11 protein-coding genes and 2 pseudogenes are annotated in these 15,550 nt (G+C 63.7%); 6 read left to right on the top strand and 7 right to left on the bottom strand.

What is annotated here, in order from left to right:
* Positions 1–374: 374 nt before the first annotated feature.
* The 3 genes from M2D63_RS15135 to M2D63_RS15125 are packed head-to-tail and all read left to right on the top strand — an operon-like array spanning position 375 to position 5,301.
* Entirely contained in the window at positions 375–1,748 is a 1,374-nt protein-coding gene (locus tag M2D63_RS15135; protein WP_285863749.1) for a TolC family outer membrane protein, read from the top strand.
* A gap of 29 nt (positions 1,749–1,777) precedes the next feature.
* The gene (locus M2D63_RS15130; RefSeq protein ID WP_285863748.1) at positions 1,778–3,934 is read left to right on the top strand and encodes a type I secretion system permease/ATPase; all 2,157 of its coding nucleotides are present in this window, start codon (positions 1,778–1,780) and stop codon (positions 3,932–3,934) included.
* Positions 3,935–3,945: 11 nt separating this feature from the next.
* Positions 3,946–5,301, top strand: a complete 1,356-nt coding sequence (locus tag M2D63_RS15125) for an HlyD family type I secretion periplasmic adaptor subunit (protein ID WP_285863747.1) — start codon at positions 3,946–3,948, stop codon at positions 5,299–5,301.
* A gap of 39 nt (positions 5,302–5,340) precedes the next feature.
* Here the strand turns inward: M2D63_RS15125 and M2D63_RS15120 are convergent, their stop codons facing one another.
* The 4 genes and pseudogenes from M2D63_RS15120 to M2D63_RS15105 form a co-directional block, all read right to left on the bottom strand.
* Positions 5,341–5,967 (bottom strand): tRNA-uridine aminocarboxypropyltransferase, encoded by a 627-nt coding sequence (locus tag M2D63_RS15120; protein ID WP_285863746.1) that lies wholly within the window; start codon positions 5,965–5,967, stop codon positions 5,341–5,343.
* A gap of 855 nt (positions 5,968–6,822) precedes the next feature.
* Positions 6,823–7,797: pseudogene (locus M2D63_RS15115) on the bottom strand (methyl-accepting chemotaxis protein); the annotation flags it as partial.
* 306 nt (positions 7,798–8,103) lie between these two features.
* A pseudogene (locus tag M2D63_RS15110) lies at positions 8,104–8,382 on the bottom strand (PAS domain-containing protein); the annotation flags it as partial.
* 142 nt (positions 8,383–8,524) lie between these two features.
* Positions 8,525–9,418, bottom strand: a complete 894-nt coding sequence (locus tag M2D63_RS15105) for a LysR family transcriptional regulator (protein WP_038613562.1) — start codon at positions 9,416–9,418, stop codon at positions 8,525–8,527.
* A 224-nt stretch (positions 9,419–9,642) separates the two neighbouring features.
* Between M2D63_RS15105 and speB the strand changes: the two genes are divergently transcribed.
* Both speB and M2D63_RS15095 read left to right on the top strand, forming a co-directional pair.
* On the top strand, positions 9,643–10,593 hold the full coding sequence (gene speB / locus M2D63_RS15100) for an agmatinase (RefSeq protein WP_285863744.1): 951 nt from the start codon (positions 9,643–9,645) through the stop codon (positions 10,591–10,593).
* Positions 10,594–10,734: 141 nt separating this feature from the next.
* Positions 10,735–12,114 carry a sodium:solute symporter gene (locus M2D63_RS15095; protein ID WP_285863743.1) on the top strand — a complete coding sequence of 460 codons (1,380 nt, stop codon included), beginning with the start codon at positions 10,735–10,737 and terminating at the stop codon, positions 12,112–12,114.
* Positions 12,115–12,169: 55 nt separating this feature from the next.
* Here M2D63_RS15095 and M2D63_RS15090 read toward each other — a convergent pair whose 3' ends face one another.
* Both M2D63_RS15090 and M2D63_RS15085 read right to left on the bottom strand, forming a co-directional pair.
* Positions 12,170–12,295, bottom strand: coding sequence for a PA1414 family protein (locus M2D63_RS15090; protein ID WP_256205393.1), 126 nt, complete (start codon positions 12,293–12,295; stop codon positions 12,170–12,172).
* Positions 12,296–12,419: 124 nt separating this feature from the next.
* Complete coding sequence (locus tag M2D63_RS15085; protein WP_285863742.1) at positions 12,420–13,313, bottom strand: putrescine utilization regulator PtrR; 894 nt, start codon at positions 13,311–13,313, stop codon at positions 12,420–12,422.
* A 105-nt stretch (positions 13,314–13,418) separates the two neighbouring features.
* Here M2D63_RS15085 and M2D63_RS15080 point away from each other — a divergent pair, with 105 nt between their 5' ends.
* Positions 13,419–14,603: an MFS transporter gene (locus M2D63_RS15080; RefSeq protein WP_285863741.1), complete on the top strand. Its 1,185-nt coding sequence runs from the start codon at positions 13,419–13,421 to the stop codon at positions 14,601–14,603.
* On the opposite strand, the gene M2D63_RS15075 is transcribed toward M2D63_RS15080, so the two are convergent.
* A complete protein-coding gene (locus tag M2D63_RS15075) occupies positions 14,554–15,480 on the bottom strand; it encodes a DMT family transporter (protein WP_285863740.1) in 927 nt (308 codons plus the stop codon). The two genes, M2D63_RS15080 and M2D63_RS15075, sit on opposite strands and share 50 nt — an antisense overlap.
* Between the last annotated feature and the right edge of the window lie 70 nt (positions 15,481–15,550).

Raw genomic sequence — 15,550 nt, 5'->3', positions numbered from 1 at the left:
TGACAGACACTTCGTGAACGTGGAAAAACGACATGGCCACTTGGCATCTGCCAAAAATTTGTCGCCTCGTCTGCTCTTCCTCCATCCCCTCCGCTACATCCGTGCCCTTTGCCGCAAAAAATAATTGAACTTTTTCTGACGCCCGAAAAATGCCAGCTAGCGCAGCATCGACGGGTCGCCTGATATGAACAATGTCTTGGTTTGCTTAGACCGCATAAGTTTTTTTTCGCATAACCTTTATGAAAAAATCTTCTAAGTTCTCCTTATAAATGTTCTTAGCTCTGTTGTTACAAGCCAGAAACGGTTAACACCATAAAACCGTCAAAAATATGGCGACAGCAATACCTCATTAGGAAATCAGGGAGAAGTACCCCATGCGCGTTTTGACCCCCATCACCAGTGCAATACTGTTGGCCATGGCATGCGCCAATGCTCAGGCGATGTCGATTACGGAAGCTGTGCAAAGCGCCGTGGACCAACATCCGGAGATCGGCGCCAGCCGCAACAGTCGACTGTCTGCCGATGAAGACGTGAAAGTGGCCAAAGGTGGTTACTTTCCCCGCGTCGACCTGATCGCCGGTTACGGCCGGCAAAAATCGGACAACACCAATACCCGCACTACCAATCCCGACGGCACCCGCAACCACAACACCGAAACCCTGAACTACACCCAGTCGGACCTGCGCCTGCGGCAAATGCTGTTCGACGGTTTCAACACGCCGAACGAAGTCGGACGCACGGAAGCGGTGGTCAACTCCCGCGCCTACTTCACCCAGGCCACCGCCGAGACCGTCGCCCTGCGCGCCATCGAGGTGTACCTGGAAGTGCTCAAGCGCCGCGAGCTGGTAACCCTGGCCAAGAACAACCTGCAGGCGCACCTGCGGGTCGATGACCAGATCGGCCTGCGCAGCGAGCGTGGTGTCGGCAGCAACGCCGACCGCGACCAGTCCACTGCCCGTCGCGCCCTGGCGGAAAACAACCTGTACACCGCCGAAGTCGACCTGGCCGACGCCGAAGCCAACTTCTTCAGTGTGGTCGGGCGTCCAGCCGACGAGCTGGAAACCCCGGTCACCATCAAGGGTGAAATGCCCGCCAGCCTTCTGGACGCACGCCAGGGCATGCTGGAACACAACCCCTACCTCAAATCGGCGCAAGCCGATGTGCAAGCCGCCGAGCAGCAGTACGAAGTGGCCAAGTCGCCGTTCTACCCGCGCCTGGATGCCGTGCTGGCCACCGGGGCGAACAACAACACCGCAGGCCAGGTCGGTCACGACAACAACGACTGGCAAGCCGGCGTCGAGATGAGCTACAACCTGTTCCGCGGCGGCAGCGACAAGGCCCGCCTGCAGTCGGATGCGCACAAGATCAACCAGGCCATGGACATCCGCAACAACGCCCTGCGCACCCTCAACGAGAACCTGGCGCTGGCCTGGAACGCCATGACCAACGCTCGCCTGCAAACCCCGACCGCCCGTGAATACGCCGACACCTCCACGCGGGTGCGCGCGGCCTACCAGGATCAGTTCGGCCTCGGCCAACGCACCCTGCTCGACCTGCTCGACAGCGAAAACGAGCTGTACAACGCCAACCGCCGCTACACCGAAGTGCGCTACACCGAGGAGTTCTCCATGTACCGGGTGCTGGCCAACATGGGTGAACTGCTGAGCAAGCAGCGCATCTCGTTGCCGCCCGAAGCCATTGCCAAGAGTGAAGTGAGGAACGAAGCCCGGTTGCCCGACATGCGTTAATCACCGACACGCTGCAGGAGTAGGCCATTGTGACCAGCATGCAACCTGCGAGCTCGGCGGCGGATCCGCGCCAGAGTTTCGATGACCCGCTACTCGATGGATTGCTGATTCTCTGCAAGTTGCATGGTTGTACCGTCAGTCGCGCGGGCCTCAGTGCCGGCCTGCCGCTGGCGCAGCAACGCCTGAGCCTTGACCTGCTGCCCCGGGCCGCCGCCCGCGCAGGGTTGCAGGCCCGGGTGCTGCGCCGCGAGCTTGGCGCCATTTCAGCGCTGAACCTGCCGGTGCTGCTGCTGTTCAAGGAAGGCCGCTGCGCCGTGCTGCGGCGCTGGGGCGACGATGGCCGGGCGCTGATCCTGCCCTGCGAGGCCGAAGGCGGCGAGCAGTGGGTCAGCCACGAGGAACTGGAGCAGGCCTACGCCGGCGAAGCCCTGTTCGCCCGCCCCCGGCACGAACTCGAAGACCTGCGCGCGCCCCTGATGCCACGGGTCAACGCCTGGTTCCGCGATACCCTCAAACTGTCCCGCTGGCTCTACAGCGATGCCGTGCTGGCCAGCCTGCTGATCAACCTGCTGGGCCTGATGGTGCCGCTGTTCGTCATGCAGACCTACGACCGGGTCGTACCCAACCAGGCGATTTCCACCCTGTGGGTGCTGGCCGTCGGCCTGTTGATCGGTACCCTGTTCGAATTGATCCTGCGCGTAGTACGCGCCCACTTGCTCGATCAGGCCGGCAAGAAAACCGACCTGATTCTCTCGGCGACCCTGTTCGAGCGCATCACCGGCATGTCGATGAAAGCCCGCCCGGCCACGGTCGGCGGCTTTGCCCAGAGCATCCACGACTTCCAGGGGCTGCGCGAGTTTCTCACCGCCGTGACCCTGACCAGCGTCATCGACCTGCCCTTCGTGGTGCTGATGCTGCTGGTGATCGGCCTGCTCGGCGGCTGGCTGGTGGTGATCCCGCTGATCGCCTTCCCGCTGACCATCATCTTTGCCCTGTTCATCCAGGTGCGCCTGCGCGACACGGTGCAGAAGAGCCTGGCCCTGGGCGCGGTGCGCCAGGCGCTGTTGATCGAGACCCTCGGCGGCCTGGAAACCCTCAAGGCCTGCAGCGCCGAAAGTGAACGCCAGTACCAGTGGGAAAGCACCCACGGCGCCCTGACCCGCCTCGACGCCCATGCCCGCAACCTGTCGGCCCTGGCCACCAACGGCACGTTGTTCATCCAGCAGTTCTGCGGCATGGCGACCATCGTCGCCGGGGTCTACAGCATCATCGCCGGCAACCTCAGCGTCGGCGCCCTGGTGGCCAGCTACATGCTCGGCAGCCGGGTCCTGGCGCCCCTGGGGCAGATCGCCGGGCTGATCACCCGCTACCAGCAAGCACAGTTGACCATGCGCAGTACCGACGCCCTGATGGCCCTGCCCCAGGAACGCCAGGTGGGCCAGCAACCGCTGGAACGCACGCAACTGCACGGCGGGCTTGAGGTCAGCCACGTCACCTTCCGCTATGCCGGGCAAAATGCTGCGGCCCTCAATGGCGTCAGCTTCAGTGTCAAACCCGGCGAGCGCATCGGCATCATCGGCCGCAGCGGCTCGGGCAAAAGCACCCTGGCCCGGCTGATGATGGGCTTCTACGCCCCGGACGAAGGACAGATCCTGCTCGACAACCTCGACCTGCGCCAGCTCGACATCGCCGACCTGCGCCATCAGATCGGCTACGTCGCCCATGACCTGCCGCTGCTGGCCGGCAGCCTGCGCGACAACCTCACCCTCGGCGCCCGCTACGTGAGCGACGCGCGCATGCTGGAAGTGGCCGAGCTGACTGGCGTCAGCGAACTGGCCCGCCAGCACCCGCAAGGCTTCGACCGCCCAGTGGGCGAACGTGGCCAGCTGCTCTCCGGCGGCCAGCGCCAGTCGGTGCTGCTGGCCCGGGCGATGCTGCTGGAACCGCCGATCATGATCCTCGACGAACCCACCAGCCACATGGACAACGCCAGCGAAGACCAGCTGCGCCAGCGCCTGCACGGCTGGGTGCAGGGCAAGACCCTGCTGCTGGTCACCCACCGTACCTCGATGCTCAGCCTGGTCGACCGCCTGCTGGTGCTCGACAACGGCAAGGTGGTGGCCGACGGGCCGAAGGACGCGGTCATCGACGCACTGCGCAAAGGCCGGGTCGGTACGGCCATCTAGGGGGTCCAGTCATGTCCATCAGTCAAGGCCTGCGCAGCTACTTCCAGAGTTTCGGCAAGACCGCCGAACGCGACTACATGCCCGACGTGGCCGGCGCCACCCTGCAGGATTCGCCGCGCCTGTCGCGCATCACCGTGTGGCTGGCCGCCGCCCTGCTGCTGGTCGCCCTGGTCTGGGCCTGGTTCGCGGTGCTCGATGAAGTCACCATGGGCGAAGGCAAGGCGATACCGTCGAGCAAGGTGCAGGTCATCCAGAACCTGGAGGGCGGCATCGTCACCGAGATCTTCGTCCGCGAAGGGCAGATGGTGAACAAGGGCGATACTTTGCTGCGCCTGGATGACACGCGTTTTCTGTCCAACAAGGGCGAGAGCGAGGCAGACCGCTATGCCCTCAGCGCCCAGGTCGAGCGCCTGTCGGCCGAAGCCGAAGGCCGCCCCTTCCAGGTCTCCGATGAAATACGCGCCAAGGCGCCGCAAGTGGCCGAGGACGAGCTGTCGCTGTACCAGTCCCGGCAGCGTCGCCTGACCAGCGAGAAACAGACTCTCAACGAACAACTGCGGCAGAAGACCCAGGAGCTGGCCGAGTTCCGCTCCAAGGCCGAACAGTACCGTTCGGCCCTGGCCCTGCTGCAACAGGAACTGAACATGTCTACGCCGCTGGTGGGCACCGGGGCGATTTCACCGGTGGAGATCCTGCGCCTCAAACGCAGCACCGTGGAAGCCCGTGGTTCGCTGAACGCCACCACCCTGGCGATCCCCCGGGCTGAAGCGGCGGTTGCGGAAATCAAGAGCAAGATCGAAGAGGCCGATGCCGGTTTTCGCTCGGAGGCAGCCAAGGAACTCAACGAGAAGCGCACCGACCTGTCGAAGATCACCGCGTCCAGCATCGCCATCGATGACCGCGTCACCCGCACCACGGTGGTCTCGCCGGTGCGCGGCATCATCAAGCTGCTCAAGGTCAACACCATTGGCGGCGTGGTCCAGCCGGGCAGCGACCTGGTGGAGATCGTGCCGCTGGAAGACAACCTGCTGATCGAAGCCAAGGTGCGCCCGCAGGACGTGGCGTTCCTGCACCCCGGGCAGTCGGCGATGGTCAAGTTCAGCGCCTATGACTACACCATCTACGGAGGCCTGAAGGCGAAGCTGGAGCTGATCAGCGCCGACACCGTGACCGATGACAAGGGCAATTCCTTCTACCTGATCCAGGTGCGTACCGACAAGAATCACCTGGGCGGCGACAACAAGCCCTTGCTGATCATCCCTGGCATGACCGCGACGGTGGACATCATCACCGGGCAAAAGAGCGTGCTCGACTACCTGCTCAAGCCGGTGCTCAAGGCCCGCACCGAGGCCATGCGCGAACGCTGACCGTGGGAGCGGGCTTGCCCCGCGATGGCGTTCTGTCTGTCACATTGCATCGCGGGGCAAGCCCGCTCCCACAAGGTGATTGCGCTCGAACGTCTCGCGTCCCATCGCCTTGATCTGCCCTTCGATCAAGGCGTCGAACGGTTTGAGCAACGCGTCGAAACAGTTCGGCGCCTCCAGCACATTCAGTGCCTGCACCACCGCCTCCAGGGTCGACAGTGCCCCCGGTGCGGGTGCCTTGCGCAGGCGATAGCGCGAGGGCAGTACCTGGGCCAGGGTTACCCGCGGCAAGGCCGCCAGCAGCGGGTTCAGGTGCAGCAGCTTGCTCGCCTTGCGCCAGGTGCCGTCGGGCACGACCAGCAGCCAGGGACGCTCATCGGCGTCGGTTGCGTAACCGCTCAGTGGTTGCGCATCCTCGCCGGGAAACAGCAGTGCACTGCGGTACCCCGGTACGGCGATCAACCCGGCCAGGTCGTCGAACACCTCCCCTACCACCAGCTCGGCATTGCGCAGGCCCAGGGCGGCCAGTTTGGCAGTGTTGAGTGCATGGCGCACTTCGCTGGGGTGCTGCAGCAGCAACACGCGGGTGCGACTGTCCAGCGACGGGATCAGCGGGCAAAGGCAATGGGTTTGTGGACGCAGGCAGCGTTCACACTGGATTCTGGACATCGGGCTCTCCTGGGGCGACAAATTGTGCCACAGCAGTACCGAAAGAAGGTTCTTCACGGGATTCTGGGGACTACGATCCTTGGGTTTGGGTTTGGGTGCTGAGGCTGCGAGCTTATCCATTCCATGCAGCGATGCTGCCGGCCCCTTCCGCCCTTACGGCGGGTCCCTTTTGTCTTGGCAAAAGGAACCAAAACCGCTCGCTCCTGCATCCGGCCCTCCGCTGCGCTCCGGGTTCCCTCGCTACGGTGTCTTCCAGGGGCTGCGCGGCCTACGACTTGCTTCGCCAAGTCTACGGCTCGCGTTCTTCGGCTACGCCGAAGGGTGCTACGCACCTGCCCCCTACAGACACCTACGCTCGGCCTCCTGAAGTCGCGAAGTTACGGGTGGCGCCTGCGCGGACGCATCTTCGAAATCAGAGGTTGGCGAAGCCTGGTTGACGCCATCGCGGGGCAAGCCCGCTCCTACGGTTGCTCTTGATCTTCATGCGCGTCATTTCGGGCGCCGCAGAATGCGACTTCAGGAGGCCGAGTGGAGGTGTCTGGAGGGGCCGTGCGCAGCACCTTCGGCGTCAGCCGAAGAACGCGAGCCGTAGACTTGGCGAAGCAAGTCGTAGGCCGCGTGGCCCCGGAGGGCGCCGGAGCGAGGGGACCCGAAGCGCAGCGGAGGGCCGTATGCAGGAGCAAGCGGTTTTGCCTACTTTTCCCAAGAGAAAAGTAGGCCGCCGTAAAGGCGGAAGGGGCCGGCAGCGTCGCCACATCGAATGGATAAGCCCGCAGACTCGACACCCAAGCCCAAGCCCAAGGATCTCGTGAAAAGCCGAAAAAAGCCCACTTCCCTGTGGGCGAGACAAACAGGTCAACGGTTGAAGCGTTCAGCCAGGCCGTACAGGGAGTCGGCCATGCGCTCCAGCTCCTGGCTGATCTCAGCACCTTGCTTGGCTTGTCCGGCACTGTGATCGCAGAGCTGGGCGATGCGGGTGATCTGCTGGTTGATGTCCTCGGCCACATGGCTCTGCTGTTCGGAGGCCGTGGCCATCTGTTGGCTCATGCCGGTAATGCGACTGACGGCTTGGGTGATCCCCACCAACGCCGATTGCACCGCTTCCACGCGCTGCACGCTGTCGCGGGAAATCTGCTCGCCCTTGCTCGCCGTCGACACCGCCCGCTGTGCCCCGTCGCGCAGGGAGGCGATGATCTGGTGAATCTCTTCGGTGGAAGTCCGGGTGCGCTGGGCCAGCGAACGCACTTCGTCGGCCACCACGGCAAAACCACGGCCCTGCTCGCCAGCCCGCGCCGCCTCGATCGCGGCATTGAGCGCCAGCAGATTGGTCTGTTCGGCGATCGAGGTGATCACATCCACCACGCTGCCGATCGACTGGGTCTGCTCGGCCAGGGCATTGACCGCCTGGCCAATGTCATTGACCGCCTCGTTCATGCTGCTCATGGCCTGCAGGCTCTGGCGGGCCAGGTCGCTGCCCTGCTGGGCCAGTTGATCGGCATCGGCGGCGGCCGTGGCGGTGCTCTGTACGTTGTGGGTGACTTCCTGGATGGTCGCCGCCATCTGCGCGATGGCGGTGGCCGACTGGTCGGTTTCACTGCGCTGGCGGTCGAGCATCTGGGCCTGGGCACCGGACAGGTCGGAGGACTGTGCAGCCCGTGACTTCACCCCTACTCCGGCATCTACCAATCGGGTCAGGGCCGTCTGCAAACGGGCTTCTTCACTGAGGATCGCCAGGTCCAGCTGCCCTTGCAGGCCCTTGTTGTCGCTGTAGGTCAGCGCCACCAGCGGGCTGGTGAAGGCCTTGGGGTGCTCGCCCAGGGTCCGCCTGATCACCCGCTGCTGGCGCGCCTCGGTCAGGTACCAGGCGCTGAGCAGGCTGGCCATCAGCACGCCGAGCGCCGCGTATTGCGGCAGCCACAGGTAGGCAGAGGCCGACAGCACTCCGGCGCCGATCAATGGCCAGCCGTGTTCCAGCGCAGCGCCGGCGCGCGCCGTCCAGGGCACCGCCGCACGGCCCTGGCGCAACCGCGCATAAAGCGCCGTGGCCCGGCGGATCTGGTCGCGGCTCGGTACCGAACGCACCGATTCGTAGCCGCTGACCCGGCCGTTTTCATAGATGGCCGTTACGTAGGCGCTGACCCAGTAGTAATCGCCGTTCTTGGCGCGGTTCTTGACCACGCCCATCCACGGCTTGCCCTGTTTGATGGTCTCCCACATATGGCCGAATACCGCCGGCGGCATATCAGGATGGCGCACCAGGTTGTGTGGCTGTCCAAGGAGTTCTTCGTAGGTAAAGCCGCTGATGGCGACGAAGGCATCGTTGCAATAGGTGATGCGGCTGTTGAGGTCGGTGGTGGAGATCAGGCGCTGGTCGTGGGGGAAGGTTCTTTCATGCTCAGTGACGGGCAAATTCATGCGCATCTAGGCAATTCCTTGCTTGGAATTTTAGGGGGAAACACGTCAAAGCAAGGAAATATTTAGCAAAAGAATTGTTGAGAAATCGTTAATAACCGAGGAAATCACCAGGTTTATTTGATTTTTCAAGACGACATTTCGGTCAAGCGGGCGTGAGCTGCGCCTTGAGCAAATCGCGGAAGGTCTGGATCAGCGGTTCACGGCTGCGTCCCCGGCGAATGATCATGGAAAACGGCGCCTGGTAGCCGAACGTGGCCGGCGACAATACCCGCAAATCGCCCTTGTCGGCCCAGGCCTGGGCATAGTGTTCCGGCAGGTAGCCGATATAGGCGCCGGAGAGCACCAGAATCAGCTGCGCCTCCATGCTTTCCACCGTTGCCGCGCTGTGCTTGAAGCCATGGCGGGCCAGTTCTGCCTGGCTCCAGTAGCCACGCCCGACCATGCGCTGCTGGGTGATGACCTGCTCGGGAATGCGCCGCTCATGGAACAGCGGATGGCGGTTGCTGCAGTACAGCCAGTGCTGCTCGCGGTACAGCGGCTGGTACACCAGCCCGCTCATGCGCGTGGAGAAGGCACCGATGGCCAGGTCCAGGCGGTTGTCCTGCACGCCCAGCTGCAACTCGTAGGGGCTGGAGACCGACAGGTGCAGGTGTACCGCCGGGTGCTCCTGGCTGTAGGCGCCGATGGCTTCGGCCAGGGGCAAGGCGCGGTCGCCGACGGTCGAGTCGATCACTCCCAGGTTCAGCGTACCGCGCAGCTCGCCCTTGAGGGCGGCGGCGTACTGCTCGAAGCCGTCCATCTCCGCCAGCAGGCGCAGGGTCTCCTGATGGAACAGCTCGCCCTTGCTGGTCAGGCTGAAACCGCCACGGCCACGGTGACAGAGCACGATGCCCAGGGCCGCTTCCAGCTGGCTCATGTAGGTGCTGATGGCCGAGGTCGACAGGTTGAGTTCGCGCTGGGCGTTGGCGAAGCCCTGGTGGCGCACGACGCTGACGAAAATGCGCAGGAGTTTCAGGTCAGGCAGTGCGGAGGCCATGGAAATCGGAGTCCAGAATAGACGGCAATGCAGAAAGTCTAACCGGCTTTTCGCGATTAGTTTAGGAAAACCTGAACTAAGTATTTGCCTGTAGCGATTCTCTTCGGCCACTACCTTTTGCAGACTTTGCTGCAATGCACCTGCTCACCGGCGTAAACGGGATCTACCCAGGCCCGCGAGACAGGTTCCAACAACTAGAACAATCGAATCGATGAGGCCCGACCGTGGACAAGATTCTTCACCAACCACTGGGCGGCAATGAAATGCCGCGTTTCGGCGGTATCGCCACCATGCTCCGCCTTCCTCATCTGCCGAGCGCCGAAGGCCTGGATGCGGCTTTCATCGGTATCCCCCTGGATATCGGTACCTCGCTGCGCTCGGGCACCCGCTTCGGCCCACGGCAGATCCGTGCCGAGTCGGTGATGATCCGTCCCTACAACATGGCCACCGGCGCCGCGCCCTTCGATTCGCTGTCGGTCGCCGATATCGGCGACGTGGCGATCAACACCTTCAACCTGCTTGAAGCCGTGCGCATCATCGAAGAAGCCTACGACGAGATCCTCGAACACAACATCATCCCCCTGACCATGGGTGGCGACCACACCATCACCCTGCCGATCCTGCGGGCGATCCACAAGAAGCACGGCAAGGTAGGCCTGGTGCACATCGATGCCCACGCCGACGTCAACGATCACATGTTCGGCGAGAAAATCGCCCACGGCACCACCTTCCGCCGCGCCGTGGAAGAAGGCCTGCTGGATTGCGACCGCGTGGTGCAGATCGGCCTGCGCGCCCAGGGCTATACCGCCGAAGACTTCAACTGGAGCCGCAAGCAGGGCTTCCGTGTGGTCCAGGCCGAAGAGTGCTGGCACAAGTCCCTGGCACCGCTGATGGCCGAAGTGCGCGAGAAAGTCGGCGGCGGCCCGGTTTACCTGAGCTTCGACATCGACGGCATCGACCCGGCCTGGGCCCCAGGCACCGGCACCCCGGAAATCGGTGGTCTGACCACCATCCAGGCGATGGAAATCATCCGTGGCTGCCAGGGCCTGGACCTGATCGGCTGCGACCTGGTCGAAGTCTCGCCGCCTTACGACACCACCGGCAACACCTCGTTGCTCGGCGCCAACCTGCTGTACGAAATGCTCTGTGTTCTGCCCGGCGTAGCACATCGCTAACAGTCACCGGCAAGGAGCTTCACCCCGGCAGGAGCCATGACGGCGGTCCGCACAAGACGGGCCGCACTACGAAGAAATGACCTGCGCAGGTAATCCGTGCGCAGGCACGATCTCACATAAAAAAGATAATCGGAGACACCCATGGCCTTGGACATACTTGTTGTATTGATCTATGCCGCCGGCATGCTCGCATTGGGCTGGTACGGCATGCGCCGGGCAAAAACCCACGAAGACTATCTGGTCGCCGGGCGTAACCTGGGCCCCAGCCTGTACATGGGCACCATGGCCGCCACGGTCCTGGGCGGCGCGTCCACCGTCGGCACCGTGAAGCTGGGCTATGTGCACGGTATTTCCGGCTTCTGGCTGTGCGCGGCACTGGGCCTGGGCATCATCGCCCTGAACCTGTTCCTCGCCAAACCGCTGCTGCGCCTGAAAATCTTCACCGTGACCCAGGTCCTGGAGCGTCGCTATAACCCGATGGCCCGCCAGGCCAGTGCGGTGATCATGCTGGCCTACGCCCTGATGATCGGCGTGACCTCGACCCTGGCCATCGGTACTGTGCTGCAGGTGCTGTTCGATCTGCCGTTCTGGGCGTCGATCTTGCTCGGTGGTGGCGTGGTGGTGGTGTACTCGACCATCGGCGGCATGTGGTCGCTGACCCTGACCGACATCGTCCAGTTTGTGATCAAGACCGTCGGCCTGATGTTCATCCTGCTGCCAATCTGCCTGTACCGCGTCGGTGGCTGGGATCAACTGGTGGCCAAGCTGCCGGAAGCCAGCTTCAACCTGACCACCATCGGTTGGGACACCATCATCACCTACTTCCTGATCTACTTCTTCGGCATCCTGATCGGTCAGGACATCTGGCAGCGCGTGTTCACTGCCCGTGACGAAAAAGTCGCAAAACGTGCCGGTACCACCGCCGGTATCTACTGCGTGATCTACGGTCTGGTGTGTGCGGTGATCGGTATGGCGGCCCACGTGCTGCTGCCGGATCTGGACAATGCCAACAACGCCTTTGCCGCCATCGTCAAATCCGCCCTGCCTGACGGCATCCGCGGCCTGGTGATCGCTGCTGCGCTGGCGGCGATGATGTCCACGGCCAGTGCCGGCCTGCTGGCAGCTTCGACCGTGCTCACCGAAGACCTGCTGCCCAAGCTGCGCGGCGGCAAGCAGTCGAGCCTGGCGGTCAACCGCCTGTTCACTCTGCTGACCGGTATTGCCGTACTGGGTATCGCCCTGGTGGTCGAAGACGTGATCAGCGCCCTGACCCTGGCCTACAACCTGCTGGTAGGTGGCATGCTGGTGCCGCTGATCGGTGCGATCTACTGGAAGCGCGCCACCACTGCGGCGGCAATCACCAGTATGTCCCTGGGCTTCGTCACCGCCCTGGTGTTCATGCTCAAGGATGGTATGGATGCCAACACGCCGATCTACTACAGCCTGGCGATCGGTCTGGTCAGCTTTGTGCTGGTGAGCCTGATGTCCCGTCGTCCGGCGGGTGCGGTAAACCTGGCCTGATACAGGCAAACGATAGCCGTCGCATCAGCCCTGATGCGGCGGCCCGAGCCAAGCGCTAGCGCCGAGGCTGGCGCTTGCGCTGCTCCTCATCGGTGGGAATCGGCACCGGCTGCAATGGCGGTGGAATCAAGCCCAGGGCCGCAGCCAGGTCATGAAGCCAGTTGAACAGATTATTTCTCATAACTCCCCCTTACGGGTCAGCCTGCACGGTGATTCAATCCTGCGATGCTTCATACAGATCATAGTCCTATGTCTGACATCGCGCATGGTCTAGCTACATGAGTTGGGGACAAGTTTGATTTCGATCAAGCCCCCACCGCCACTTCCACCCCCTGCATAACTGTTTCCCCTTGTTGCAGATCGATCCAGGCACTCAAGTTCGCGCCACGCATGCCCTTGCGCCACATCAGCCAGGTGGTGGCCTGGTCGAACGGCGCCTGCAGCCGATGCGCCGCCACCCGCTCGCGACCCGGCAGGCTGGCGAGCATCGACTCGGCCATCAGCGCCACACCCGCGCCCGCAATCACACAGGCCAGCATGCTCGGATAGGACTCGATTTCCATGACCCGGCCCATGGCCGCATGATCGTGGGCATACCAGGCTTCCAGGCGCATGCGGTAGGAACAGCCCTGGCGAAAGGTGAACACCGCCCGCCCGGCCACATCCCGGGCACTGCGCACCGGCAGATGGTCCGGCTCGGTGATCAGCACCAGGGTTTCATCGCATAGCGGCACGCCGTCGAGCCCGGCCAGGGCCAATGGTCCGTCCACCAGGGCGGCATCCAGGCGACCGTTGAGCAGGCCTTCGAACAACTCGCCACTGGGCGCCGCCTGCACCTGCAGGTTCACCGCCGGGTAGGCTTTGTGATAACGCGCCAGCAGGGCCGGCAGATGAATCGCCGCCGTGCTGTACATGGTGCCCAGGGCGAAATCCCCCGCCGGCTGCCCGCCCTGCACCGCCGCCACGGCTTCATCGTGCAGCGCCTGCAGGCGTGCGGCGTAATCGAGCAAGACCTTGCCCGCCGGCGACAACTGCAGGCGCTGGCGCTCACGGCGAAACAACTCGACACCCAGTTGTTCTTCCAGCTGGCGCAGCCGGGTGGACAGGTTCGACGGCACCCGGTGCAGGCGTTCGGCGGCCCGGGTTACCGAACCTTCCTCGGCGACCGCCTGAAAAATCCGTAGCTGGCTGAGCTCCACGAGATCTTCTCCATAACAGAACAAGTTTCTCATCATTATTCAATTTTACTGAAAGTCAATCGACAGTAGCCTGACGGTCATCGCCATCGCTTCAGGAACCTGGACATGTCTCCTTTCATTAGCCTGTTCGCCAGCGCCATCGCCCTGATGATGGCCATGGGCATCGGTCGCTTCGCCCTCACCCCGCAACTGCCGCACCTGATCGGCGAAGGTCAGGTCAGCCTCACCGCCGCGGGCCTGATCGCCGCGGCCAACTACCTGGGCTATTTGCTCGGTGCGCTGGACGCCATGTTCGCCCGCCGGCCGGGCCAGGTCAGCGCACGCCTGCACGGCGGCCTGTGGCTATGCGCGCTGCTCACCCTGGCGTCGTTCTGGGCCAGCGGCTTCTGGAGTCATTTGCTGCTGCGTTTCGGTACCGGCGTGGCCAGCGCCTGGGTGCTGGTGATGCTCACCAGCCTCACCCAGCAGCTCGCCGCAGCCAGCAACCGACCGCGCACGGGCGCACTGGTTTTCGCCGGCCCCGGGGTTGGCATCATGCTGACAGGGTTACTGGCGCTGGTCTCCAACCTGTACGGCCTGGGCTCGGCGCCGCTGTGGCTGATCTATGCCGGTGCGGCGCTGGCGATGTTGCTGGCGGTGCTGCCGTTCCTGCCACGCCCGCAGCCAGCTTCGGCGCCGGCTGCCACCACAGTGACGATGCCAGCGCCCACTCGGGGGATTGCCCGCCTCTGCCTGGTCTATGGGCTGTACGGGATCGGCTACATCATCCCGGCCACCTTCATGTCGCAGATGGCCAGTGCGCGCTTCCAGGGACACTGGCTGGCCGATCTGTTCTGGCCGGGTTTCGGCCTGGCGGCCGCCATCGGTGTAGGGGTGGCCAGCCTGCGTCGCCCGGCCACCGGCAGCACCTCGCGCTGGTTGATGATCACCTTGTGGCTGCAGGCCGTCGGCGTGTTCGCCTGCCTGCTGGACAATGGTCCGGGGCTGGCCCTGGGGGTGATCCTCTGCGGCGGACCGTTCCTGGCCTGCATGCAACTGGTGATGCAACGCTCGCGGGAGCTGGCGCCCCAGGCCACCCAGCGCAATGCCGGCCTGCTCACCGCCTGCTTCGCCGTCGGCCAGCTCAGCGGCCCGTTGCTGGCCGCCCTGAGCAATCAGTTCGCAGGCAGCCTGCAACCGGCGCTGATCGTCGCCGGTAGCGGCCTGCTGCTGGCCGGTGCACTGCTCTGGCGCCCGCAGGTCAGCCGAGCAGACTGCGCAAGCGTCGGCGTATCCATTGCTCGGCACTGACCAGGGTAACGCCGAGCAGGACCATGATGGCCCCGAGCACGAAGTTCATGCTCAGCGGCTCACCGAGCAACAGCACACCGAAGGTCACCCCGAACAGCGGGGTGATGAAGGAGAACACCGCCAGGTTCGAAGCCAGGTAGCGGCGCAGCAGCCAGAACCAGGCAAGGTAGCTGAAGAATGACACGATCAGCCCCTGGAACAGCAGGCTGCCGATGGAGACGGGGGTAAAGCTGACGTGGCTGACCTGGCCGCTGACGGCCGCGATCAGCAGCAGCCCGACGAAACCGACCGCCAGTTGGTAGAACAGTGTCAGGGTCGCCGGGGCCTCCGACAGCCGTGAGCCGCGCACCACCACCGTGGTGGCGCCCCAGGCCAGGCCGGCCAGTACACCGAAGGCATCGCCCAACAACATGCGGCTGTCCATCTGCTCCAGCGACATCCCGCCGGCGAAGGCAAAGGCAATACCGCCGAACGACAGCAGGATGCCCAGCCATTGCAGCGGTCGCAGGCGCTCGCTGGGCAGCAGCCAGTGCAGGCCCAGGGCCGTGAATACCGGTGCGGTATAGAGGAACACCGACATATGTGCTGCCGACGTCAATTTCAGCCCTTCGGCGATGAACAGGAACTCCAGGCCGAACAAGGCGCCGGCCAGCACCCCGCCGCGCCAGGTGTGCGCCACCTGGTCCCAGCCGCCACGCCAGCACATCAGCAACCCCACCAGCACCGCCGCCATGCCTGAGCGCAGGGCCTGCTGCATCACCGGGGCGATGTCTGGCGCGGCCCATTTGATCATCACCTGCTGGATACCCCAGATCAGGCACAGCACCAGCATGACTTGCAGGGCAAAGGCATCGGTATTGCGGCGGGTGGCGCTCATTGCAGGCACCCGGTTGTCACGTATGGCATGGCAGATTCTCGGCAACTGTGGATCCAGTGCCGATTATCGG

The organism is Pseudomonas sp. BJa5 (genome assembly GCF_030272875.2).
Taxonomy (GTDB): domain Bacteria; phylum Pseudomonadota; class Gammaproteobacteria; order Pseudomonadales; family Pseudomonadaceae; genus Aquipseudomonas.
Note: the sequence above shows the minus strand (reverse complement) of the source record. Positions and strands in the feature narration are given on the sequence as shown.